Source organism: Pseudomonas sp. FW300-N2A2 (genome assembly GCF_017351735.1).
Classification (GTDB): domain Bacteria; phylum Pseudomonadota; class Gammaproteobacteria; order Pseudomonadales; family Pseudomonadaceae; genus Aquipseudomonas; species Aquipseudomonas migulae.
On sequence record NZ_JACNDU010000028.1, the window covers coordinates 1 to 22,350 of the forward strand.

General features: G+C 59.1%; 25 protein-coding genes and 1 pseudogene. 16 read left to right on the forward strand and 10 right to left on the reverse strand.

Annotated elements, in window-relative coordinates; all coding sequences use genetic code 11:
* Nucleotides 1-169: 169 nt before the first annotated feature.
* Together J4E42_RS24220 and J4E42_RS24225 are read right to left on the reverse strand one after the other, a co-directional pair.
* Complete coding sequence (locus J4E42_RS24220; protein ID WP_008031507.1) at nucleotides 170-688, reverse strand: ankyrin repeat domain-containing protein; 519 nt, start codon at nucleotides 686-688, stop codon at nucleotides 170-172.
* Nucleotides 689-784: 96 nt separating this feature from the next.
* Entirely contained in the window at nucleotides 785-2,623 is a 1,839-nt protein-coding gene (locus tag J4E42_RS24225; RefSeq protein ID WP_207286348.1) for a long-chain-acyl-CoA synthetase, read from the reverse strand.
* Between the two features lie 331 nt (nucleotides 2,624-2,954).
* Between J4E42_RS24225 and J4E42_RS24230 the strand changes: the two genes are divergently transcribed.
* Complete coding sequence (locus J4E42_RS24230; protein WP_008031503.1) at nucleotides 2,955-3,233, forward strand: DUF3509 domain-containing protein; 279 nt, start codon at nucleotides 2,955-2,957, stop codon at nucleotides 3,231-3,233.
* A 134-nt stretch (nucleotides 3,234-3,367) separates the two neighbouring features.
* On the opposite strand, the gene mtnC is transcribed toward J4E42_RS24230, so the two are convergent.
* Genes mtnC through aroC form a run of 5 tightly spaced genes read right to left on the reverse strand, consistent with a single transcriptional unit; the run spans nucleotide 3,368 to nucleotide 7,502 of the window.
* A complete protein-coding gene (gene mtnC, locus J4E42_RS24235) occupies nucleotides 3,368-4,051 on the reverse strand; it encodes an acireductone synthase (RefSeq protein WP_207286349.1) in 684 nt (227 codons plus the stop codon).
* A gap of 4 nt (nucleotides 4,052-4,055) precedes the next feature.
* A complete protein-coding gene (locus tag J4E42_RS24240; RefSeq protein WP_034151296.1) occupies nucleotides 4,056-4,601 on the reverse strand; it encodes an acireductone dioxygenase in 546 nt (181 codons plus the stop codon).
* Nucleotides 4,602-4,613: 12 nt separating this feature from the next.
* Nucleotides 4,614-5,234, reverse strand: a complete 621-nt coding sequence (locus tag J4E42_RS24245; protein ID WP_008042783.1) for a methylthioribulose 1-phosphate dehydratase — start codon at nucleotides 5,232-5,234, stop codon at nucleotides 4,614-4,616.
* A complete protein-coding gene (locus tag J4E42_RS24250; protein ID WP_207286350.1) occupies nucleotides 5,231-6,376 on the reverse strand; it encodes an MFS transporter in 1,146 nt (381 codons plus the stop codon). The genes J4E42_RS24245 and J4E42_RS24250 overlap by 4 nt, the downstream gene beginning before the upstream one ends.
* A gap of 34 nt (nucleotides 6,377-6,410) precedes the next feature.
* A complete protein-coding gene (gene aroC / locus J4E42_RS24255) occupies nucleotides 6,411-7,502 on the reverse strand; it encodes a chorismate synthase (protein ID WP_008031492.1) in 1,092 nt (363 codons plus the stop codon).
* A gap of 83 nt (nucleotides 7,503-7,585) precedes the next feature.
* Between aroC and J4E42_RS24260 the strand changes: the two genes are divergently transcribed.
* Both J4E42_RS24260 and J4E42_RS24265 read left to right on the forward strand, forming a co-directional pair.
* Nucleotides 7,586-8,584, forward strand: a complete 999-nt coding sequence (locus J4E42_RS24260; protein WP_008042789.1) for an alpha/beta hydrolase — start codon at nucleotides 7,586-7,588, stop codon at nucleotides 8,582-8,584.
* Between the two features lie 110 nt (nucleotides 8,585-8,694).
* Nucleotides 8,695-9,486: a hypothetical protein gene (locus tag J4E42_RS24265; RefSeq protein WP_192419063.1), complete on the forward strand. Its 792-nt coding sequence runs from the start codon at nucleotides 8,695-8,697 to the stop codon at nucleotides 9,484-9,486.
* A gap of 93 nt (nucleotides 9,487-9,579) precedes the next feature.
* On the opposite strand, the gene prmB is transcribed toward J4E42_RS24265, so the two are convergent.
* A complete protein-coding gene (gene prmB, locus J4E42_RS24270; RefSeq protein WP_192227315.1) occupies nucleotides 9,580-10,488 on the reverse strand; it encodes a 50S ribosomal protein L3 N(5)-glutamine methyltransferase in 909 nt (302 codons plus the stop codon).
* A 238-nt stretch (nucleotides 10,489-10,726) separates the two neighbouring features.
* On the opposite strand from prmB, the gene J4E42_RS24275 reads away from it, so the two are divergent.
* The 8 genes and pseudogenes from J4E42_RS24275 to J4E42_RS24305 all read left to right on the forward strand — a co-directional run bounded on the left by J4E42_RS24275 (nucleotide 10,727) and on the right by J4E42_RS24305 (nucleotide 15,646).
* A complete protein-coding gene (locus J4E42_RS24275) occupies nucleotides 10,727-11,317 on the forward strand; it encodes a cysteine hydrolase family protein (RefSeq protein ID WP_008031485.1) in 591 nt (196 codons plus the stop codon).
* 131 nt (nucleotides 11,318-11,448) lie between these two features.
* The gene (locus tag J4E42_RS24280) at nucleotides 11,449-11,769 is read left to right on the forward strand and encodes a hypothetical protein (protein ID WP_008031483.1); all 321 of its coding nucleotides are present in this window, start codon (nucleotides 11,449-11,451) and stop codon (nucleotides 11,767-11,769) included.
* A gap of 86 nt (nucleotides 11,770-11,855) precedes the next feature.
* Entirely contained in the window at nucleotides 11,856-12,413 is a 558-nt protein-coding gene (locus J4E42_RS24285) for a Smr/MutS family protein (RefSeq protein WP_008031481.1), read from the forward strand.
* Between the two features lie 117 nt (nucleotides 12,414-12,530).
* The gene (locus tag J4E42_RS24290) at nucleotides 12,531-13,244 is read left to right on the forward strand and encodes a helix-turn-helix transcriptional regulator (RefSeq protein ID WP_008042796.1); all 714 of its coding nucleotides are present in this window, start codon (nucleotides 12,531-12,533) and stop codon (nucleotides 13,242-13,244) included.
* Between the two features lie 314 nt (nucleotides 13,245-13,558).
* Complete coding sequence (locus J4E42_RS24295) at nucleotides 13,559-14,233, forward strand: polysaccharide lyase family 7 protein (RefSeq protein WP_008042798.1); 675 nt, start codon at nucleotides 13,559-13,561, stop codon at nucleotides 14,231-14,233.
* Between the two features lie 140 nt (nucleotides 14,234-14,373).
* A pseudogene (locus J4E42_RS29795) lies at nucleotides 14,374-14,605 on the forward strand (site-specific integrase); the annotation flags it as partial.
* A gap of 22 nt (nucleotides 14,606-14,627) precedes the next feature.
* A complete protein-coding gene (gene folE / locus J4E42_RS24300; RefSeq protein ID WP_032832746.1) occupies nucleotides 14,628-15,173 on the forward strand; it encodes a GTP cyclohydrolase I FolE in 546 nt (181 codons plus the stop codon).
* A 101-nt stretch (nucleotides 15,174-15,274) separates the two neighbouring features.
* A complete protein-coding gene (locus tag J4E42_RS24305; protein ID WP_008042800.1) occupies nucleotides 15,275-15,646 on the forward strand; it encodes a glutathione S-transferase N-terminal domain-containing protein in 372 nt (123 codons plus the stop codon).
* 186 nt (nucleotides 15,647-15,832) lie between these two features.
* Here the strand turns inward: J4E42_RS24305 and J4E42_RS24310 are convergent, their stop codons facing one another.
* On the reverse strand, nucleotides 15,833-16,999 hold the full coding sequence (locus J4E42_RS24310; protein ID WP_207286351.1) for a PLP-dependent aminotransferase family protein: 1,167 nt from the start codon (nucleotides 16,997-16,999) through the stop codon (nucleotides 15,833-15,835).
* 83 nt (nucleotides 17,000-17,082) lie between these two features.
* Between J4E42_RS24310 and J4E42_RS24315 the strand changes: the two genes are divergently transcribed.
* From J4E42_RS24315 to J4E42_RS24325, 3 genes are all read left to right on the forward strand, one after another.
* Complete coding sequence (locus J4E42_RS24315; protein WP_008031465.1) at nucleotides 17,083-17,526, forward strand: MarR family winged helix-turn-helix transcriptional regulator; 444 nt, start codon at nucleotides 17,083-17,085, stop codon at nucleotides 17,524-17,526.
* A gap of 293 nt (nucleotides 17,527-17,819) precedes the next feature.
* On the forward strand, nucleotides 17,820-19,169 hold the full coding sequence (locus tag J4E42_RS24320; RefSeq protein WP_008031464.1) for an NCS2 family permease: 1,350 nt from the start codon (nucleotides 17,820-17,822) through the stop codon (nucleotides 19,167-19,169).
* A gap of 68 nt (nucleotides 19,170-19,237) precedes the next feature.
* Nucleotides 19,238-19,864, forward strand: coding sequence for a LysE family translocator (locus J4E42_RS24325; protein ID WP_008031463.1), 627 nt, complete (start codon nucleotides 19,238-19,240; stop codon nucleotides 19,862-19,864).
* A 213-nt stretch (nucleotides 19,865-20,077) separates the two neighbouring features.
* On the opposite strand, the gene uraH is transcribed toward J4E42_RS24325, so the two are convergent.
* Complete coding sequence (gene uraH, locus J4E42_RS24330; RefSeq protein WP_008031462.1) at nucleotides 20,078-20,431, reverse strand: hydroxyisourate hydrolase; 354 nt, start codon at nucleotides 20,429-20,431, stop codon at nucleotides 20,078-20,080.
* Between the two features lie 419 nt (nucleotides 20,432-20,850).
* Here uraH and puuE point away from each other — a divergent pair, with 419 nt between their 5' ends.
* Both puuE and uraD read left to right on the forward strand, forming a co-directional pair.
* Nucleotides 20,851-21,777 carry an allantoinase PuuE gene (gene puuE / locus J4E42_RS24335; RefSeq protein ID WP_059404690.1) on the forward strand — a complete coding sequence of 309 codons (927 nt, stop codon included), beginning with the start codon at nucleotides 20,851-20,853 and terminating at the stop codon, nucleotides 21,775-21,777.
* The gene (gene uraD / locus J4E42_RS24340; RefSeq protein ID WP_008042802.1) at nucleotides 21,774-22,289 is read left to right on the forward strand and encodes a 2-oxo-4-hydroxy-4-carboxy-5-ureidoimidazoline decarboxylase; all 516 of its coding nucleotides are present in this window, start codon (nucleotides 21,774-21,776) and stop codon (nucleotides 22,287-22,289) included. Before puuE ends, uraD begins: the two co-directional genes overlap by 4 nt.
* The last annotated feature ends 61 nt before the right edge of the window (nucleotides 22,290-22,350 follow it).

The following is a 22,350-nucleotide window of genomic DNA, read 5'->3' on the forward strand; positions in this document are numbered from 1 at the left end:
AAGCGCTTGGTTACTTGGCGCTTTTCCAAGTGACCCGCTGTAAGAGCGGAACCAATAGCCGCCTCTACCGCAGAAATGGATATGTACTCCGACAAAAAAAATGATCGACTATCAGGCCGCCATCGCCAGCAAGCCGGCTCCTACAGGGGTTCCGGGGCCAGATGCTCAATCAGCCCAGCAGTTTCTCCAATTGCGCAACGGTATCCACCGCACCCAACGTTTTCGCAGCATCCAACGCCGAAACCCCATTGGCATCCTTGGCCTTCGGATCCGCCCCTTTGCTGATCAGGTAATCAACGATTTCCACGCGATTGAACATCGCCGCCATCATCAACGCCGTGCGACCGTCAAACGATGCACCTTCCACCAGCGCACCGCCCTCGACCAACGCCTTGACCACCGCCAGGTCCCCTTTGAACGCCGCGCCAGCAATCGGGCTCTGGCCATTGTCGTTGCGGATTTCCGGATCAGCCTTGTGCTCAAGCAGCACTTTCACCGTGTCCACATGGCCGTGGTAAGCGGCCAACATCAGCAACGTGTCACCCTTGTGGTTGCGCAGGTTCGGCGGCAGGCCTTTGGTCAGCAGCGCAGCCATCATCGCCGCATCACCCTCGCGCGCCTTGTTGAAAACCTGTTCGGCAAATTCGGCGGCTTCTTCGGGGGTCATCTGGCGGCTTTGATCGGACATTGGAAACTCCACTTACAGTTATTCGCAAAGCCGACAGTTTCCCGAGCGCCCCCGACACTGTCACTTGTTTTTTCTCAAGGCACGCCATAGCCACAATCAATAGCGGTACTTGCCGCCGTGAATATCCGCCAGCAATTGTTCGTCGACCTGCACGTAAGTGTCGGTTCCCGGCAACCAGGCATAGATCGGGTCGTCGCCGGTTTTGCCAGGGTCGAAGGCTTCGTCCTTGAGCCGGGTCTTCTGGTATTTGAAGGTGCCGGTGGTCTCCATCTTCACTTTCACCCGCAGGAACAGCGGCACCGCATACGCCGGCATTTGCTCGCGGGCGAAGGCCAGCAGCTCGCTGAAATCCAGGGTCGCCAGGGACTCGGCGGGTGTGATCGCCGCCATCCCGGCGCGCCCGTTGGTGTTGCGGACCTCCACGCCATAAGCCACGGCTTCGGAAATGTTCGGGTGTTGCAGCAGGATGTTTTCGACCTCGGTGGTCGAGACGTTTTCACCCTTCCAGCGATAAGTGTCCCCCAGGCGGTCGACGAACTGCGCGTGACCAAAACCGATGTTGCGCAGCAGGTCACCGGTGTTGAAGTAACGGTCACCCTTCTCGAACACGTCGTGCAGCACGACTTTTTCAGTCTTCTGCGGATCGGTGTAGCCATCCAGCGGCGCCTTGTCGTCGATCTTCGCCAGCAACAGCCCCTGCTCACCCTTGGCCACCTTGCGCATGAAGCCGTTGGCGTCACGCGTCGGCGCCCCGCTGTCATGGTCGTAGGCCGCAAGCTCCCAAGACATCAGGGAAAACCCGACGGTGTTGTCGAAGTTGAGGATGTTGGTGAAACCGATATTGCCGTCGCTGGCCGCGTACAACTCGCAGATGTGGTTCACGCCAAAGCGCGTCTTGAATTCGTGCCATGCGCCGGGGCGCAGGCCGTTGCCGATCATTTTCGTCACGCCGTGCTTGTTGTCCTCGGCGCTGGGCGGTTGATCCACGAGGTAGCGGCACAATTCGCCGACGTAACCGAGGGTGGTCGCGCGGTAATTGCGCACGTCGCTCCAGAACTGGCTGGCGCTGAACTTGCGGCGGATGGCAAACCCCGAGGCGCCGCTGATGGCCGAGCCCCAGCACACGCACAGCCCGGTGGCGTGATACAGCGGCAAGGTGCAATAGACGATGTCTTCGGGGCGCATGTCCAGCGCGATCAAGCCGAAACTGGCCGAGCTGCGCATCCAGCGGCCATGCTTGAACACCCCGGCCTTGGGCAGCCCGGTGGTGCCCGAGGTGTAGATGTAGAAACACGGGTCGTCGAAAAAAACCTGCTGGCTGCTGGCAGGGTTGTCACTGGGGCTGTCGGCAATCGCGGTCATCAGGTTGATGAAACCGTCGGGCGCAACGCCCGGTTGGCGGTAGGTGTCCTGGTCGGCGACGAACCAGGTGCGCGCCGCGTCGATCGAGACCCGTTCGCGCACTGCCGCAAACGCCGGTACCAGCTCCTCACCGACAATGATCGCTGCCGGCGCCACCAGGTTCAGGCTGTGGGCCAGGGTATCGCGGGTTTGAGACGTGTTGAGCAAGGCACTGATCGCCCCGACCTTGGCCACCGCCAATATGTTCACCAACAGTTCCGGACGGTTTTCGATGAACACCGCGACCACGTCGCCCTTGCCGATGCCTTGGGCAATCAGGTGATGGGCGATGCGATTGGCCCATTGATTGACTTGCGAGTACGTGAGCACCACCGCGCCCTGCAGCAAGGCCGGGCCGGCGGGATTGCGCAATGTCGCTTGTTCGAAGCTCCAGCCCAGGCCACACGGTTGGGTCGGGTCCTTGACGTTGGCGGCCTTCATGCCTTTCACCACCCGGGGGATGGCTTTGGCAATGGACGGCAGCTTGCGGAGCATCATGCCCCAGGTAATCGTGTCGTTCGTCGTGCGGCTCATGGGTGCTCCCGTTCGATCTTTTTATTGTCGGGCGACGGTGATTGAGCCCGAAAATACGTCAACGGTTCTTGAGCTGTACACGCGGTTTTTGAAATGTTTTGTATCCGCGAAAAACGCGAACCCGGAGGATGTGAATGGTTCCATCGAACCGACATCGACCCCGCAAAATGCAGGATGCACGATGGCCATTCATGCAGATTGCACGAAAGCAAAAAATTGGCTTGAAATTAACTTATTGATTTATAACGATTTTTAAAAAATCAGGTGCTGGCACAATCACTGCAACTACCTCTGCATGCTTGCCATTCAAGCGCTTACGGAGCTGATAGACATGAACCTGATCCAGGAAAAATTTTCGTCCCTGTTCTCCAACTTCGAAGTCACCACCCAGCCACGTCCCGACGGTGGCATTCTGCTGACCTTGCGCAGCAGTGAAGGCAGAGTCTTCAAGCGCTCGGTTTCCTACCAGCAGTTGCATGCCGGTGATCAGCTGTCGTGGGTGATCAGTGCGATCCGCCGTGACCTGGCCGAACAGGCCAGCGAATTGCCGCAGATCTCCATGCTGCAAAGCCAACAGCGCTTTGCGCTGCCGACGTATCACTCGGCATAAACCGTTTCAACGCCGCAAACCAGCCCTTGTAGGAGCGAAGTTTGCTCGCGAAGGCGGCGTATCAGTCAACATTAATATCGCCTGATACGCCGCCTTCGCGAGCAAACTTCGCTCCTACAGGTTAGCGTCGTGAATTAGTACGCGGAAGGGTTGATCCGGGCGAAGCTGTCCACGGTCACATGCCCTGCCAACTCCCCGCCTTCACGCGCCAGTCCGCAGGTTGCCATACCCGCCGTGCGCGCCGCGTCCAGCTCTTCGACGATGTCCGACAGGAACAGAATCTGCGCCGCTTCAAGGCCAATGGCCTGGGTGATGCGCTGGTACGACTGCGCTTCACGCTTGGGTCCCGATGTGGTGTCGAAATAGCCGCTGAACAACGGCGACAAATCCCCCGCCTCGGAGCAGCCGAAGATCAGTTTTTGCGCCTGAATCGAACCCGAGGAATAAACAAACAGTTTGAAACCCTGCTGATGCCAGCGCTTGAGCGCTTCAACGGCGTCCGGGTACACGTGACCTTTCAACTGCCCGGCCTGATAGCCCTGCTCCCAGACCATACCTTGCAACGCCTTGAGCGGCGTGGCCTTGCGGTCTTCGGCGATCCAGCCCAGGAGAATCTCGATGACGCGTTCGACATCGGCGTCCGGCTCATGGCTATCCCGGCGCACGGCGTCCAGTTGCTCCGCCACATCGGCGCGCGCGGCGTGCTGGCGAACGAAGTCCGGCAGGTGTTTGGCGGCGTAGGGAAACAGCACGTCGAACACAAAACTCACCGCGCTGGTGGTGCCTTCGATGTCGGTGAGAATCGCTTTGATCGGCATCGACTCAGTCCTCAAGACGCGGGAAGCGGCTGGCGATGTCTTCGCCTGTGAAATTGGCCACCCAGCCTTCCGGGTTGTTGAACAGCCGGATCGCAACGAAATGCGGATGCTCGCCCATGTCGAACCAGTGCGGCGTGCCGGCCGGCACCGAGATCAGGTCGTTTTTCTCGCAGAGCACGGCGTAGACATAATCGTCGATGTGCAGGGTAAACAAGCCACGGCCGGCGACGAAAAATCGTACTTCGTCTTCGCCATGGCGGTGCTCGTCGAGGAACTTGGCGCGCAATTCGGCTTTTTGCGGATGATCGCTGTTCAGGCTGATCACATCGACGGTGATGTAACCGCGTTCGGTCATCAGCTTGTCGATTTGCTCCTGGTACGCGGCGATCACTTCTTCCTGACTGGCGCCGGGCTGGATTTTCGCCGCCGCTTGCCAGCGGTCGAAGCGCACACCTTGCTCGGCCAGGGTCGAGGCGATGTCTTCGAAATGGGTCAGCACCTTGTTCGGAATGTCAGGGCTTGAGACATGGTAGACGGACAGGCTGCTCATCAGGGCAACTCCTTAACGGTTTAGGATCGAACGCGTCTTCAACTCGCACTCGAACAAAAATTCAAAGGCCTCGATCTGCCGCAACGCATCACTCATGCGGGCGCCCCAGGTGTAGAGGCCGTGACCGCGAATCAGATAGCCGACGCAATCGGGATGGGCTTCCAGCCAAGGCTGCACCTTGGCGGCGAGACGCGCAATGTCCTGATCGTTGTCGAAAATCGGTACACGCACCCGGGATTCGTGGGTCGAGATGCCGCTGAACGCCTTTTGCAGCTCGTAGTCTTCGAACTCGATGAAATCTTCCGGCGTCAGGCGCGACAGCACCGTGGCGTTCACCGAATGGGTGTGCAGCACCGCGCCGATCTCCGCACGCCAGCTATAGAGCTGGGTGTGCAACAAGGTTTCGGCGGACGGTTTCTTGCCCGGTTCCAGACTGTTGCCCGACAGATCAGTGGCCAGCACATCGTCGATGCCCAACTGGCCTTTGTGCTTGCCGGACACGGTCAGCAAGGCTTCGTTCGCCGACAGTCGGGTCGAATAGTTGCTGCTGGTGGCCGGCGACCAGCCGCGGCCATACAAAAAACGCCCGGCGTCGATGATTTCCTGGGCGAGGTGTTCACGGGTCAGGCTCATGGCCGGTCCTCTTGCATACGTGTGGCAATGATAACGGCAGCCGCGAAGGCTGCCAGACTGGCAATACTAAAGGTGAACGTGGCCCCGAGGGCATTCCAGCTGTAGCCGGAGTACAACGCGCCCAGTGCGCCGCCGGTGCCGGCCAGTGCCGCGTACAACGCCTGGCCCTGCCCTTGCTGGCGCGCACCGAAGCTACGTTGCACGAACTGGATGGCAGCGGCGTGAAAGCTGCCGAACGTCGCCGCGTGCAACACCTGGGCAAACAGCAGTACCGATAAAAATTCAGCGAGCGACCCCAGCAGCAACCAGCGCAGCGCCGCCAGCAGAAAACTCGCCAGCAGCACCCGGCGCACGGAGAAGCGCGCAAGGATCTTGCTCATGGCCAGAAACATCAACACTTCGGCCACCACGCCAACTGCCCAGAGCAGACCGATCAAGCCACGGCTGTAACCCAATCGTTCAAGGTGCAACGTCAGAAAGGTGTAATACGGGCCGTGGCTCATCTGCATCAGTGCCACGCACGCGTAAAACGCCAGCACACCGGGGCTGCGCAACTGCTTGAGAAACCCGTCAGCCGCCAGTTTTTCACTCTGGACCGGTTGTGCGTTCGGCACCCAAAGGCTGCTGACGACGATCCCGGCCATGATCAACACCAACGCCACCGGGTAGATGTCGAGGCTGAGCCATTCGAACAAGCGACCGAGCGCGACCACGGTGATGATGAAACCGATGGAACCCCACAAGCGGATCTGGCTGTAACGGGACGTCTGCCCTTTCAGATGCGCCAGGGTGATGACTTCGAACTGCGGCAACACCGCGTGCCAGAAAAACGCATGCAACGCCATGACCATCGCCAGCCAGGCGTAGGTTTTGCTGACGAAAATCAACGAGAACGTCAGCAGCGTGCAGACTGCGCCAAAGCGCACGATGGCCAGGCGCCGGCCGGTGTAGTCCCCGAGCCAGCCCCAGATGTTCGGCGCGACGCAACGCATCAGCATCGGGATCGCCACCAGTTCGCCGATGCGCGCGGCAGAAAAACCCAGGTGATCGAAGTACAGCGCCAGGAACGGCGCTGTCGAACCGAGCAAGGCGAAATAGAACAGATAGAAACTGGAAAGCCGCCAGTACGGGAGCGCCGCCACGACCGTCAGGCCGCAGCGGCTATCAGGTCAGCCATCAAAGCTGACCCAGCACCGGCGTGCTCACGCGCACATCGGCGTTCTGCCCGCGGTGACGCAACAGGTGATCCATCAGCACGATGGCCATCATCGCTTCGGCAATCGGCGTGGCGCGGATGCCGACGCACGGGTCGTGACGGCCCTTGGTGATGACCTCCACCGGGTTGCCATTGATGTCGATGGAACGGCCCGGCGTGGTGATGCTCGACGTCGGCTTCAACGCCAAATGCGCAACGATTGGCTGGCCGGAGGAAATGCCGCCGAGGATGCCGCCAGCGTTGTTACTGAGGAATCCTTCCGGGGTCATTTCATCGCGATGCTCGGTGCCGCGCTGGGAAACACTGGCGAAACCGGCGCCGATTTCCACGCCTTTGACCGCGTTGATGCTCATCAGCGCGTGGGCCAGTTCGGCGTCGAGACGGTCGAAGATCGGTTCGCCGAGGCCTGGCATCACGCCTTCAGCGACGACGGTGATCTTCGCGCCAACCGAATCCTGGTCGCGGCGCAACTGGTCCATATAGGCTTCCAGTTCTGGCACCTTGTCTGGATCAGGGCTGAAAAACGCGTTTTCTTCCACCGAATCCCAGGTCTTGAACGGGATTTCGATCGGGCCGAGCTGGCTCATGTAACCGCGAATGACGATGCCCTGGGTGGCCAGGTATTTCTTGGCAATCGCGCCAGCCGCCACACGCATGGCGGTTTCCCGCGCCGAGCTGCGGCCGCCACCACGGTAATCGCGTTCGCCGTACTTGTGGTGATAGGTGTAGTCGGCGTGGGCCGGGCGGAAAAGGTCCTTGATCGCCGAGTAGTCCTTGGACTTCTGGTCGGTGTTGCGGATCAACAGGCCGATAGAGCAGCCCGTGGTGCGGCCTTCGAAAATGCCGGAGAGGATTTCGACTTCGTCGGCTTCCTGGCGTTGGGTGGTGTGGCGGCTGGTGCCGGGTTTGCGGCGATCGAGGTCGCGCTGCAAATCTTCCAGGGAAATTTCCAGCCCGGGCGGGCAGCCGTCGACAATGGCGACCAACGCCGGACCATGGCTTTCGCCCGCGGTGGTGACAGTGAACAGCTTGCCGTAGGTATTGCCGGACATGCAGGACGCTCCGTGAAATGAACCTGAATACGTAATGCGCGCCAGTATACGCAGGCTACCCAACTAGTTCATCCTCGAACCTTATGGGTGCCTGCGAGTCCAACCGGCATCTTGTTCATGATGGCGTGATGATGCTGCGAGTTTTAGCCTTGAGCCTTACCTTGTTTACCGGCTTTGTACAGGCCACCGTCCTGCAACGGCCGATCACACTGGATACCGGCACCGGGGAGCTTTTCGGCTCGTTGTTGCTGCCAAAATCCGACAAACCCGTACCGGTTGTCCTGATCATTTCCGGCTCCGGTCCTACAGACCGTGACGGCAATAACCCCGACGGCGGACGCAACGACAGCCTCAAGCGCCTCGCCTGGGTATTGGCCAAACACAACATCGCCAGCGTGCGTTACGACAAACGCGGCGTGGCGGCGAGCCTCGCGGCGACCCCGGACGAACGCAATCTGACGGTGGAAGCCTATGTGGCCGACGCCGAGGCCTGGGGCCACAAGCTCAAAAGCGATCCGCGCTTTGGCCAGTTGATTCTGCTGGGCCACAGCGAAGGCGCGTTGATCGCCAGCCTCGCGGCGCCGAGCGTCGATGCCGCCGGGGTGATTTCCCTGTCCGGCAGCGCACGGCCGATCGATCAGGTGCTGCGTCAGCAACTGAGCAATCGCTTGCCTCCTCCGCTGATGCTGCGCAGCAATGAATTGCTCGACAGCCTCAAGGCCGGTCGCACCGATGACAACGTACCGCCGCAACTTCAGGTGATATTCCGCCCGAGCGTGCAGCCGTACCTGATCTCACTGTTCCGCCAGGACCCCGCCGCCGCATTCGCCAAATTGAAAATGCCGGCGCTGATCATTCAGGGCAGCAACGACATCCAGGTCGGTGTCGGCGACGCCAGGTTGCTGCAGGCCGCCAAACCGGACGCCGAACTGGCGTTGATCGAGGGCATGAACCACGTCATGCGCATCGTGCCCAACGACGTCAAACGGCAATTGGCCTCCTACAAAGATCCGCAATTGCCGCTGGCAGCCGAACTGGGCACACGGATCCTCGGGTTTATTGACGGACTTCGCTCCAGTTGAGCGCTTTTTTAAGCGCTTTTTCCCTCCAGTCCTGAAAAAAACGGCCGATAAGCCTTTGTCGCCAGCGTTATGACTGGCGACAAGCTGAGCTTGGACAGGATCTCGCCGTTATGACTGATACCCCGACTTCACCCGACACCACCGCTGAAAAAGACGCACCGCCAGCGGTCGAGCTGCCGTGGGCGGACGTCCACGTCGAGCACCACAAGATGCTCCGCCTGGCACCGTTGCAGACCGACCGCAACACCGGCGGGCGGCCACTGCGCTTTGTCGAATTCGGTTATGCCGAACGCAACGACAAGAAACACAGTCTGTTGCGCATGACCATTTCCCTGCCCGGCCAGCGCGTGCGCAAGGAACAGAACCACCTCGACGTGTGGGTCGACCACACCACAAAACGTGTGCATTTCGGACCGGAAAGCGGTTTGCAGATCGAACCGATGAACCGTGGCATCGGCCGCTACATGGCAGCCCAGGGCATTACCTGGGCTAAAAAGCGCTGGCCCGGCTACACCGTCGACGGCACCGACCTGAACAACAAGGACGCGCTGAACGAAGACACGCGCCTGCGCCGTGACCGCTTTCTGAAGGCGCATGGTTTTGAGGTGGCGTATGCCGACGCCCAGCATTTGAAGGGCAGCGTCAAAGAGGTGCAGGTCGGCGACCTGTTGGCCGACTGGAACACCGAGAAGTTGCAGCAGGTGGAAATTCTCGAAGCGGCGCAGATGCTGCAGCAGGCCGAGCAGAACCTGGCCGAGCAGGAAGTGAAGCTGAAGAAACACGAAGAAAAGGTCAGCAAGTACAAACGCGAAGACGCGGGGCTGCGTTTCACCATTACGTGCCTGGTGGCGTTTGCGGTGTTTCAGGCGGGGTTGTTGATCTGGATTGCCACGCACCGTTAATCGGCGGTGCGGCCATTCGCGGGCAAGCCTCGCTCCTACAGGTCATGCGCTAATCCTGTAGGAGCGAGGCTTGCCCGCGAAGGCGTCCTCAGGTCAGACGCGTGAAGCGAACAACGCCTGATGCTCCCGGCACTGCTGCGCCGTCAACATGAACACGCCATGCCCGCCGCGCTCGAAATCGAGCCAGGCAAAGTCGACTTCCGGGTACAACGCGTCAACGTGAACCTGGCTGTTGCCCACTTCGACAATCAGCAAACCCTTCTCGGTCAGATGATCCGCCGCTTCGGCGAGCATCCGTCGTACCAGGTTCAAGCCATCATCGCCACAGGCCAGGCCCAGCTCGGGTTCATGCTGATACTCCTGCGGCATGTCGGCGAAATCTTCCGCATCGACGTAAGGCGGGTTCGACACGATCAGGTCGAAACGCTGACCCGGCAAGCCATCGAAACCATCGCCCTGCACGGTGTAGACCCGCTCATCGACACCATGGCGCTCGATGTTCTGGTTGGCCACTTCCAGCGCTTCAAACGACAGATCCGCCAGAACGACTTCGGCGTTCTGGAATTCATAGGCGCAGGCGATACCGATGCAACCGGAGCCAGTGCACAGGTCAAGAATCCGCGCAGGCGCGGCGCCCAGCCACGGTGCGAAACCCTTTTCAATCAGCTCACCGATCGGCGAACGCGGAATCAATACACGCTCATCGACGATGAACGACATGCCGCAGAACCATGCTTCACCCAACAGGTAAGCGGTCGGAATGCGTTCTTCGATGCGCCGCTTGAGCAAACGCTGCAGCTTGACCAGCTCATCGTCTTCCAGATTGCAGTCGAGGTAGCTGTCAGCAATTTCCCATGGCAAGTGCAAGGCACCCAACACCAGTTGACGGGCTTCGTCCCAGGCGTTGTCGGTCCCATGGCCGAAAAACAGATCCTCCCCATGGAAGCGGCTGACGGCCCAACGGATATGGTCACGCAGGGTACGAAGTCGGGAAGTGATCACGGGGTAAACTCCAGAAAAAACGACTGGCGATTCTAACAGCCAAAACGCGTTACGACGACGCAGGAAAAACACCGGCTCAGATGTAGGACATATCCATTTTTATCGCTGGCTATTGAACAAAACGAGGATATTGACAAGGCTGCAGGCCAGTAACGACGGCGCCTACGATGGTAGCGATTCACAGAAGCGCTCAGCCAGAGGACAATGTCGCAAAAGCCCCACTCCAAGGAGCCCCAGAATGTCCGTTCCAAAAACGATGTTTCAACTCAGCGGTCGCGGTTATGCCGCCGCCAATCTGAGCCATGCGACCCTTGTCATCATCGATGCCCAGAAAGAATACCTCAGCGGCCCCCTGGCCCTGGTCGGCATGGATGCTGCTGTCGCGAACATCAAGCAGCTGGTGAGCGCTGCCCGCGCAGCCGGCCGTCCTATCGTGCATGTGCGCCACCTCGGCACCGTCGGCGGGCTGTTCGATCCGCAAGGCGAGCGCGGTGAATTCATCCCGGGCCTCGAACCACAGAGCGACGAAACCATCATCGGCAAGTTGCTGCCGAGTGCGTTTCACGGCACCGAACTGCTGGACCGCCTGCAAAATCTCGGCTCCCTGGACCTGATCGTGTGCGGTTTCATGAGTCACTCCAGCGTCAGCACCACCGTGCGCGCCGCGAAAAACCTGGGCTTTCGCTGCACCCTCGTTGAAGACGCCTGTGCAACGCGCGATTTGCCCTACAAGGGTGGCGTGTTGAGCGCTGACCACGTTCAACAGACCGAAATGGCGATCATGGCGGACAACTTCGCCACCCTCGCCCTGACCCACGATCTGATCTGATCGACGCTTGATGAGCGGTTCATGCCGCCGCTCATCCGCAAAAGCCTCTCGTTCGCTGTAAATGTCATAGCCTCAGGAACATCCCGGTCAACTCCCGGTCGAAGGGCCGATACCCATTGAGGAAGGTCGGAATGAAGTTATCCGATGGTTTTGACGCACGCCGCTTGCGGCCCAAAGGCCAAAGCAACTGGCGTTTTCGATTCGGCGCAGCCTTTGCTGCCTTGCTGGCAACGTGCGGTGTGTTGCTGGCGATGGCCGGCGCCGCCAGCCTGCTGGGCCACCCGCCGGCACTCGGCGAATTGAATGCCAGCCCGCTGGGCTCGGCAATCATTCTGGCGGTCGGTCTGTTCCTGCTCTACCTGGGCGTTTGGCTGTGGCGGCGTTGCCGTCGCCGTGCGCGCCAGTCGCAAGAGCTGAACATGTCCCCGCATCTGATGAAAAAACACGACTGAATTGACGGCCTGACGTTTACCGGGCCCCAATTGTTATCGGTCGTGTCTCGACTTGGGTAAACTGGCCGCCCTTCGCGGAGGCTGATATGCAAGACAACGATTTTTCCCTGTTCAAAAGCGCGATCCAAGGCGTCAAGCCGATCAAGCACGATCGCGCCGAAACCGGCAAACCCAAGGCTGACCGCGCGCAGATCGCCAAGCTGCGTCAAGCCGCCACCGTGCGCACCGATGCCACCACCGTTGACGGTCTGTCCGATCAGTTCGTGATCGACGTCGGCCCGGAAGACGAGCTGATGTGGGCGCGCGACGGCGTGCAGGAAAGCCAGATGCGCAAGCTCAAGATCGGGCAAATCCCCTTCGAAGGCAGCCTCGACCTGCACGGCATGAGTGTGGAAAAGGCCCGGGAAACGCTCTGGGCGTTCCTGGCGGAAGCGACCAAATTCGAAATCCGCTGCGTGCGCGTCACCCACGGCAAAGCCGTGCGCCTGGACGGCAAGCGGCCGATGATCAAAAGCCACGTCAACACCTGGCTGCGCCAGCATTCACAGGTACTTGGCTTCACCTCGTGCCAGGCGAAACATGGTGGTGCCGGAGCGGTCTATGTGATGCTTAAACGCACCATGATGGAAGGTCGCGACGAGTAAAGTCGTTGCGCCACGCTTGCAGCGTCGTATCCGCCACACCGATCTGGCTACTGGCTGACCAATCAGTACAGGTACACCGACTTGCAATGATATGGGAGCTCCCGTAATACTTCGCAGATGGAATTTAAAGAAAGACTCAAAACAGCCCGCCAACACGCCAAGCTCAATCAGACCGAGCTTGCCGAGCGCGCGGGGCTGACTCAAACCTCAATCTCCGACCTCGAGCGCGGGAAATCGAAAGCGACAGCCTTTGTTGCCCAGATCGCTTCAGTGTGTGGCGTTTCACCGATGTGGCTGGCTGAAGGTGTCGGTGACATGCTTAAAGGGGTCTCCCCCCCTCCAGACATTTCAATGTCAGATATCCAGCCTTGGGACGACAGCACCCCCCTGGATGACGATGAGGTTTATGTCCCCTTCCTGCGTGAAGTTGAGCTGGCGGCGGGTTCAGGTCGTTTCGTGATCGCAGAAAACGACAGCGCCAGGCTGCGTTTCTTCAAGAAAGACCTGCGTCACAATAACGTGCAGTTCAACAACGCCAGGTGCGTGCGGGTGAGCGGGAACAGCATGTTCCCGGTACTGCGCGACGGCGCCACCGTCGGCATGAACATTGGCAAGAATTCGCTGGGCGACATCGTCGACGGCGACATGTACGCGATCAACCACAACGGCCAGCTCCGCGTGAAACAAGTCTACCGACTGCCCAGCGGGATCCGGCTACGCAGCTTCAACCGTGACGAGCATCCGGACGAGGACTACACCTTCGCCGAGGTCCAGGAGCAGCAGATTGCGATCCTGGGTCACGTCTTTTGGTGGGCGATGTATTCGCGGTGAACCGAGTTGCGGTGATTCGTGAGCGTCCAGTGCCATAACGTGCAATACAGCAAATCGACGCACATCCAAGTGGAGCCCGCCAAGCGCGGGCTTTTTTTTGCACCTGAAATACAGGCACAGAATAAAATATGGGAATACCCGTTTACATGAAATATGGGAACGCCTATATTCGTATTCAAGCCAACGGGAAATCGATCGGAAGCTGCCAACTATCACTTCTGCCCATTCATTGAGTGGGCAGTGGGATGTAGGCCTGCATCAAACGCAAGGCTCACCAGAGCAAAAAGCGACATCAATGGACTGAGGTAAAAACCATGACTGTAGACATCAGCAACTTCACCATCGCTACCCCGCTTCCAATCTCCGACACCAACCCGATTGCGCTTGAGCTCATCGGCTGGCGCGCACTGCTCGAATGCCCCGACGTCATCTCAATGCTTGAAGATGGTTCGCTGCAGATGACGGCGCCGACGCTTGGAGCGTCCAGCAAGAGCACGCTACGAACTCGCTGTGAGTGGAAGGAGCCAGGTTACTGGCTGTTCTCCAGCGCAGCGGACCACTGGAACCGCCAGGAAATGCGACTGACCAAAGTCAACTCGCTGCAGAAAGTCGTGATTGGTCAAATTCATGTGAAGGGTTCAGAACGACCTCCGGTGAAGGTGTTCTGGAACAAAGGAAAAATCACCATGGGGTTCCGGTCAAGCTACCTCCAGGACGATCCGGTCAACTCGACGGTGTTGGAGAACGTACCACTCGGTGCACTTTTCAAAATCAACATTCACGCCAACTCGAGCGGCGCCGTTTCTGTATCGGCCAGCTGTAACGGCGTCAAATCCACTTCCGCGATCATGCGCCTCGACAACACTTGGGACACGAAAACGCTTGCCTTTCACGGCGGCGTGTACAACCAGATCGATTACTCCGACACCACCGACCCGCTAGACGGTTCTGTCTGCATCATCAGCGATCTGTCGATCACTCACGCCTGATAGACCTGCTCGGCCTGATGAGCAAAACAGGTTTCAGGGGAACATCACTGCTGCAGCCTGGCGACAGGCTGTAGCGGGATGCGGATAAAATCCAGCAGGCCTGCGCGACCGACAAACACTTACAGGCGGCAACGACCGATTTTGGGCTTCGCGCCCGCTGGCAATACAACTGCCGTCACACATACGCTACCATGTGCCTCATGTCGGGGATGAACCCTGCGTTTTATTGCCACTCGGCTCGGTCGTAGCGTTCAGATGTTGCTATCGACCACGCCCGACGAATCAACTCCGGCATCGACCAGAGTGAACGGGCCGTTTGAAACGAGCTCGATTGGTACAACATTGGTACAGACAGAAACAGTACCCCTCTGAAACCCTTATGGAATCAGCCCCTGTGACACTGGAACAGAATTACACCGCGATTCTCGGCCAATTGGGCGAGGACGTCTCCCGCGAGGGCCTGCTCGACACGCCAAAACGTGCCGCCAAAGCCATGCAGTACCTCTGCCGCGGTTATGAACAGACACTGGAAGAAGTCACCAACGGTGCCTTGTTCAGCTCCGACAACAGCGAAATGGTGCTGGTGAAAGACATCGAGCTCTACTCGTTGTGCGAACATCACCTGCTGCCGTTCATCGGCAAGGCGCACGTCGCCTATATTCCGAGCGGCAAAGTGCTGGGCCTGTCGAAAGTCGCGCGGATCGTCGATATGTACGCCCGCCGCCTGCAGATCCAGGAAAACCTCAGCCGCCAGATCGCCGATGCGGTCCAGCAAGTCACCGGCGCCCTGGGCGTTGCGGTGGTGATCGAGGCCAAGCACATGTGCATGATGATGCGCGGTGTGGAAAAGCAGAATTCGACGATGATCACCTCGGTGATGCTCGGTGAGTTCCGCGAAAACGCGGCGACCCGCAGCGAGTTTCTCAGCCTGATCAAGTAATTCGCAGCAACGAAGAAAACCGGCATTCATCGCCGGTTTTTTTTCGTCTGCGAAAAATCAGGTAAGCTGCGCGCCTTCTTTCGCCCCGTGAGGCTTGTACCGTGTTCGTTAAAGCGCTTCGTGTCGGCCTCGGCCAACTGATCATTTTCATCGACTTCATCACCCGTCCCGGCAAAAAGCAGCGCCCTGCCGCCGCCCAGGCTCAGGTTGAAGCGGCTGCCAAGGACCTGACGCTGTATCAGTTCCACGCCTGCCCGTTCTGCGTGAAAACCCGCCGCACCCTGCGCCGCCTGAACGTGCCGGTGGCGTTGCGTGATGCGAAGAACAACGAGCAGGATCGTCAGGTTCTGCTGGAGCAAGGCGGCAAGATCAAGGTCCCGTGCCTGCGCATTGAAGAGAATGGCCAGACCACCTGGATGTATGAGTCCAAGGTGATCATTGATTATCTGGACAAGCGATTCGCGGCGGCGTGAGGTTTTGGTGGTGTCCTTGCGGACGCCATCGCCGGCAAGCCGGCTCCTACAAATAGGCGGCGCACACAAGATTTGTAACCCCCCCCTTGTAGGAGCCAGCTTGCTGGCGATGAGGCCCGCCCCGACACCACAAAACCCAGCCCCCAAAAAAAACCGGCCCATGAGCCGGTTTTTTTATCTCTGCGATCAGGCCGCTTCCGCTGCCTGCGCCTGTCGCACCACCGCCGCCAATCGCTTCAACCCTTCATCCAGCCTCGCCGGATCGATGTGGCTGAAGTTCAGCCGTAAATGCCCCGGGTGATTGTCCGGCTCCGGAAAAAACGGCTCACCCGGCATGAACGCCACATCCGCCGCCAGTGCAGGCTTGAGCAACGTGCGCGTGTCCAGCGGTTGTTTCAGCGTCAACCAGAAAAACAGCCCGCCCTGCGGCACGTTCCACTCTGCCAAATCAGAAAAATGCGTTTCCAGCGCCGACTGAAACGCATCCCGGCGCACCCGGTAAAAATCCCGCAGTTCACTCAGGTGCTGCTGGAATTTCTCGGTACCGATCCATTGCAGCGCTTGCCACTGGCCGACGCGGTTGGTGTGCAGATCGGCGGACTGCTTGAGCTTCAGCAAATGCGGAAACAGGTCCGGACTGGCAATCAGGTAGCCGACTCGCAGCCCCGGCAACAGGGTTTTCGACACGGTGCCGGTGTAGATCCAGCTGGTCTTTTTCAAGCGACTGACGATTGGCCTGGCACTGCCGCCATCAAACGTCAGCTCGCGATACGGCTCGTCTTCGATCAGGGTGACGCCGAACTCATCCAGCAACGCGGCGACCGCATCGCGCTTGGCCTCGCTGTAGCGCACCGCCGACGGGTTCTGGAAAGTCGGGATCAGGTAGATGAAAGCAGGCTGGTGTTTTTCCAGACGCGTGCGCAGCTCAAGCAGATTAGGGCCATCGGCCTCCAGCGGCACGGTGATGCAGTCGGCGCCAAACAGTTGAAAGATCTGCAACGCCGCCAAATACGTCGGCGCTTCGAGCAGGATCTCGGTGCCTTTGTCGATGTAGAGCTTGGCCGCCAGATCGAGGGTTTGCTGCGAGCCGCTGACCACCAATACCTGACTCGCCTCACAGGGCACGCCCAGTGCTCGCGCCTCGGCCGCCAAGGCTTCGCGCAACGCCGGCTCCCCTTCGCTCATGCCGTATTGGCCGATGGACAGCGGCATGTCGGCCCATTCGACGGTCGGCAGCATGACTTCGGCCGGCAAGCCACCGGCAAACGACATCACTTGCGGGCGCTGGGCTGCGGCGAGGATTTCACGAATCAAAGAACTTTTAAGGCGCGAGACACGTTCGGAAAAAGCCATGGGGGGTCACCGGTAGCGAGGCCTGAGGAAAATGAGTCAAACTGGTTGACCGAAATTACGACAACCCGAACGGATACGTCAACATGCTTGACCTTAAAAATCCCGCCTCCCAGCAACAGGCCATGGAAGCGTTTTTCTTCGGCTACCAGGCGTTCACCGCCAAGGCCGACGAAATGCTCGAGCGTCGCGGCTTGAGCCGGGTGCATCAACGCATTGTGTTTTTCATCGCCCGATACCCGAATCTCAGCGTCAAGGAGTTGCTGGCATTGCTCGGCGTGAGCAAGCAGGCACTGAACATTCCACTGCGCCAGTTGGTGGAAATGCACTTGGTGGACAGCGTTGCGTCCGAGACCGACAAGCGTAAACGGTTGCTGGAACTGACCGTGGAAGGGGCGCGGTTTGAGCAATCGTTGCGACGTGAGCAGGTGAAACTGCTGGAGCGGGTGTTTGCCGAGGCTGGGGAGACGGCGGTGAATGGGTGGTTGGCGGTGAATCTGGCGCTTGGGGAGAACCAGCAAAAAATCTGAATCCTTGAAACCGCCTTCGCGGGCAAGCCTCGCTCCTACAGGATATGCGCCGCTTTTGTAGGAGCGAGGCTTGCCCGCGAAGGCTTCCTTCCTGGCGATATATCCCGATCGCCAAACTTTTCGTCTACAAAATCAAAAACATTATTTGCATTATTTGTATACAAAAGCATAATCCACTGCGTGCGAGTTCCTGACCAAGCGGTCAACAAATTCGCGAATGCCTCAAAGGGCCGCTGCCACCCTCATGGGTCCGGCCCTGGAAATAACAATAAAACTCTTGAGGAGTACTCGCTGTGGAAAGCCGCAAATCCGAAGCCCCGTCGCTGGAACTCTCGCCGCCATTACGCAATGGCTGGCTGGAACGTATCTTCAAACTCAGCTTGCATGGCACCACGGTGAAGACCGAGTTGATTGCCGGTCTGACAACCTTCATCACCATGGCTTACATCATCTTCGTCAACCCCAACATCATGGCCGACGCCGGGATTGATCACGGCGCGGCATTCGTTGCAACGTGCATCGCGGCTGCGCTGGGTTGTCTGTTGATGGGCCTGTACGCCAACTGGCCGGTCGGCCTCGCGCCGGGCATGGGCCTCAACGCCTTCTTCACCTACACCGTGGTCGGCACCATGGGCTACAACTGGGAAACCGCACTCGGTGCAGTGTTCGTGTCCGGTGTGTTGTTCATGATCCTGACCTTCTCCAAGATCCGCGAATGGCTGCTCAACAGCATTCCGGTGAGCCTGCGCTTTGCGATGGGCGCCGGCGTAGGTCTGTTCCTCGGCCTGATCGGCTTGAAAACCGCCGGCATCGTCGTCGATAGCCCGGCGACGCTGATCAAGCTCGGCTCCCTGCGTGAACCCGGCCCGCTGCTCGCCGCCATCTGCTTCCTGATGATCGCCGTGCTCAGCTACCACAAGGTGTTCGGTGCGATTCTCATCAGCATCATCACCGTAACGCTGGCCGGCTGGGGTCTGGGCCTGGTGCATTACGAAGGGATCATGTCGGCACCGCCGAGCCTGGCACCGACCTGGATGGCCATGAACGTTGCCGGCGTATTCAACGTCAGCATGATCAGCGTGGTGCTGGCCTTCCTCTTCGTGCACATGTTCGACACCGCCGGCACTTTGATGGGCGTCGCCCAGCGCGCCAACCTGGTGAACGCGGATGGCCGCATCGAAAACCTTTCCCGCGCCATGAAAGCTGACAGCGCCTCCAGCGTATTCGGTGCCGTGGTGGGTGTTCCTCCGGTAACAAGTTACGTGGAAAGTGCCGCGGGTGTAGCCGCTGGTGGTCGGACTGGTCTTACCGCAGTGACCGTAGGTGTGTTATTTATTGCAGCCATGTTTTTCGCACCGCTGGCTGGCATGATCCCCGCTTATGCAACAGCCGGCGCGCTGATTTACGTGGCGATGCTGATGATGGGCGGCATGGCGCACATCGAATGGGACGAAGCGACCGACAGCATTCCGGCGATCGTCACCGCGATCATGATGCCGCTGACCTTCTCGGTCGCCGACGGTATTGCGCTGGGCTTCATCACCTATGTGGCGTTGAAAGCCGGCACCGGTAAATACAAGGAAATTTCCGTGAGCCTGTGGGTGCTCTGCGCGATCTTCATCGCCAAGTTCATCTTCTTGTAAACACAGGTACTCGCTTGAAAACAGCCTCACCCCGTCGGGTGAGGCTTTTGTGCAAATGGAGGAAAGTGATGAGTCTGGAAACCTGGCTGCTGTTCAGCGGCGCTGCGCTGGTGGTGATCCTGATCCCGGGGCCACTGTCGTTGCTGATGATCAGCAACAGTCTGAATTACGGTTTGCGTCGTTCTTACCCGGCATTTCTGGGTGGCGTGATTGCGTCGATCTGCTTGCTCAGCGCTTCCGCGTTGGGATTGGGGGCGTTGTTGCTGGCTTCGGAACAGCTGTTCAGCGCATTGAAAATCGTCGGTGCGCTGTACCTGTTCTACCTCGCCTGGCAGAGCTGGCAGCAATCGCGCCAGCCATCGGTCGGCGCTGAAGTGCCCCAGGCTGCGCCAGTGCCACGTTTCCGTGCCCTGTTCGGGCGCGCATTTGTGCTGGGTGCGAGCAATCCGAAAGACATCCTGTTCTTTGCCGCGTTCCTGCCGCAGTTCTTGAGCGCCGGGCAACCGTTCCTGCCGCAGTTGCTGGTGATGATTGCTACGTGGACGGTGTTGGATCTGCTGTGCAAATTGGCTTACGGGTTAGGTGCCCATGGTGCGGCGCGGTATCTGCGCAGTGGCAAGGGGCAGAGTTGGTTTAACCGCGTGAGTGCCGGACTGTTTAGCGGTGCCGGCGCAGCGTCGCTGTTGAGCCGTTAAGAGCTTCGCGGGCAAGCCTCGCTCCTACGGGTTTTATGTCGATCACATTTATCGGGAACGACACAAAACCTGTAGGAGCGAGGCTTGCCCGCGAAGGCGTCGGCACATTCACCACATTCCTCGGGACGAAAAAAAGCCCGCAGTGTGAGCGGGCGAAAGACCAAAGAAGCTATATGCGCAGTCGCTTCTCGGAGGCGACAGCTGCTTGGGGGATCAGCTGCCGCGGTACGTGGAATAGCTATAAGGCGAAATCAGCAGCGGCACATGGTAGTGATCCTGTTCCGCAGAGATGCCAAACCGCAGCACCACCACATCCAGGAACGCAGGCTCCGGCAGCTGAACGCCACGGGCGCGGTAGTAATCGCCCGCATGAAACTGAACCTGATAGACCCCGGTGCGGTAGTCATCGCCCTGCAGCAGCGGTGCATCGACGCGGCCGTCGCTGTTGGTGATTGCGCTGGCGACCAATTCCAGCTGCGAGCCTTCAACGCGGTACAACTCGACCTTGATCGAGCTGCCCGGGCAACCGTGTGCAGCGTCCAAAACGTGTGTAGTCAAACGTCCCATTGATTCTGCGCGCCTGCCTGCTTGGAGCAGTCAGACCTCGCGCCTCCCGAAGTCAGTTGAAAAGGAGACCGCACCGATTCGGAGCACGAAAAGCTGCGGCGAGCGACTGATTAAGACACTTTTCATAAAAATTGTACACAATAAAAACGACATTTTTGCAGCCAGTACCGCCATTCAAGGATTCGCAGTCAATCTTACGCCAAACCATGCGAGCAGCGGACCTTATATCCATTAGCTGACCAACTGGGCAGGTTTCTTGCAGTAGCACTCCAAGATGACAGCAGATGAAAAATGCGAAAATTCAGGCTTACAAAGTGGATATAAAGTTGTATACAATCAGCCCATCGCTGTGACGCCAGCCTGTCATCCCATCGCCAGGCCGCCACACAACCTGTCAACGAATAAGAAGGAAGACTGCAGTGAGCGCTGACTACCCACGCGACCTGATCGGTTACGGCAGTAACCCTCCTCACCCACACTGGCCGGGCAATGCGCGCATCGCCCTGTCTTTCGTGCTCAATTACGAAGAAGGCGGCGAGCGCAACATCCTGCACGGCGATAAAGAGTCCGAAGCCTTCCTTTCGGAAATGGTCTCGGCGCAGCCGCTGCAAGGCGCGCGCAACATGAGCATGGAATCCCTTTACGAGTATGGCAGCCGCGCCGGCGTCTGGCGGATTCTGAAACTGTTCAAGGAATTCGACATTCCGCTGACCATCTTCGCCGTGGCCATGGCCGCCCAGCGCCACCCGGACGTGATCCGCGCGATGGTCGATGCCGGTCACGAGATCTGCAGCCACGGCTATCGCTGGATCGACTACCAGTACATGGACGAAGCACAGGAACGTGAGCACATGCTCGAAGCGATCCGCGTCCTCACCGAAATCACCGGCGAACGCCCACTGGGCTGGTACACCGGCCGCACCGGCCCGAATACTCGCCGACTGGTGATGGAAGAAGGCGGCTTTCTCTACGACTGCGACACCTACGACGACGACCTGCCCTACTGGGAACCGAACAACCCGACCGGCAAGCCGCACCTGGTGATCCCGTACACCCTGGACACCAACGACATGCGCTTCACCCAGGTCCAGGGCTTCAACAAGGGCGACGACTTTTTTGAATACCTGAAAGACGCTTTCGATGTGCTGTACGCCGAAGGTGCCGAAGCGCCAAAAATGCTCTCGATCGGTCTGCACTGCCGGCTGATCGGCCGTCCGGCGCGTCTCGCCTCGCTCAAGCGCTTTATCGAATACGCTAAAAGTCATGAACAGGTGTGGTTCAGCCGCCGCGTCGACATCGCTCGCCACTGGCACGAAACCCACCCGTACCAAGGGGCTGCCAAATGAGCACCTTTCAAACCCTGAAACCCTCGACCCTGAGCCGCGACGCGTTCGTCACCGCTTTCGCCGACATCTACGAACATTCGCCATGGGTGGCCGAGAAGGCCTTCGACCTGGGCCAGGACGCTTCGATCGACGAGATCGAAACCCTGCACCAGCGCATGAGCGACATCCTGTTGAGCGCTGATCACGAAAGCCAGTTGGCCCTGATCAACGCTCACCCGGACCTGGCCGGCAAAGCCGCCGTCCAGGGCCAGTTGACCGAAGCCAGCACCAATGAACAGGCTGGCGCCGGTATTCACCAATGCACGGCCGAAGAGTTTTCTCGCTTCACCGAGCTGAACGACGCCTACAAAGCCAAGTTCAAGTTTCCCTTCATCATGGCGGTAAAAGGCAGCAACCGGCATCAGATCCTCGCGGCGTTCGAAACGCGCATTCACAACCCGGCAGAAACCGAGTTCAAGTGCGCGCTGGCGGAGATCAACAAGATCGCCCTGTTCCGATTACTGACCCTATAGCGAGCCTTGCCCGAGCGACATTGGACGCAAACATCGCCCAGGGCACTGCAAGCATCCCAAG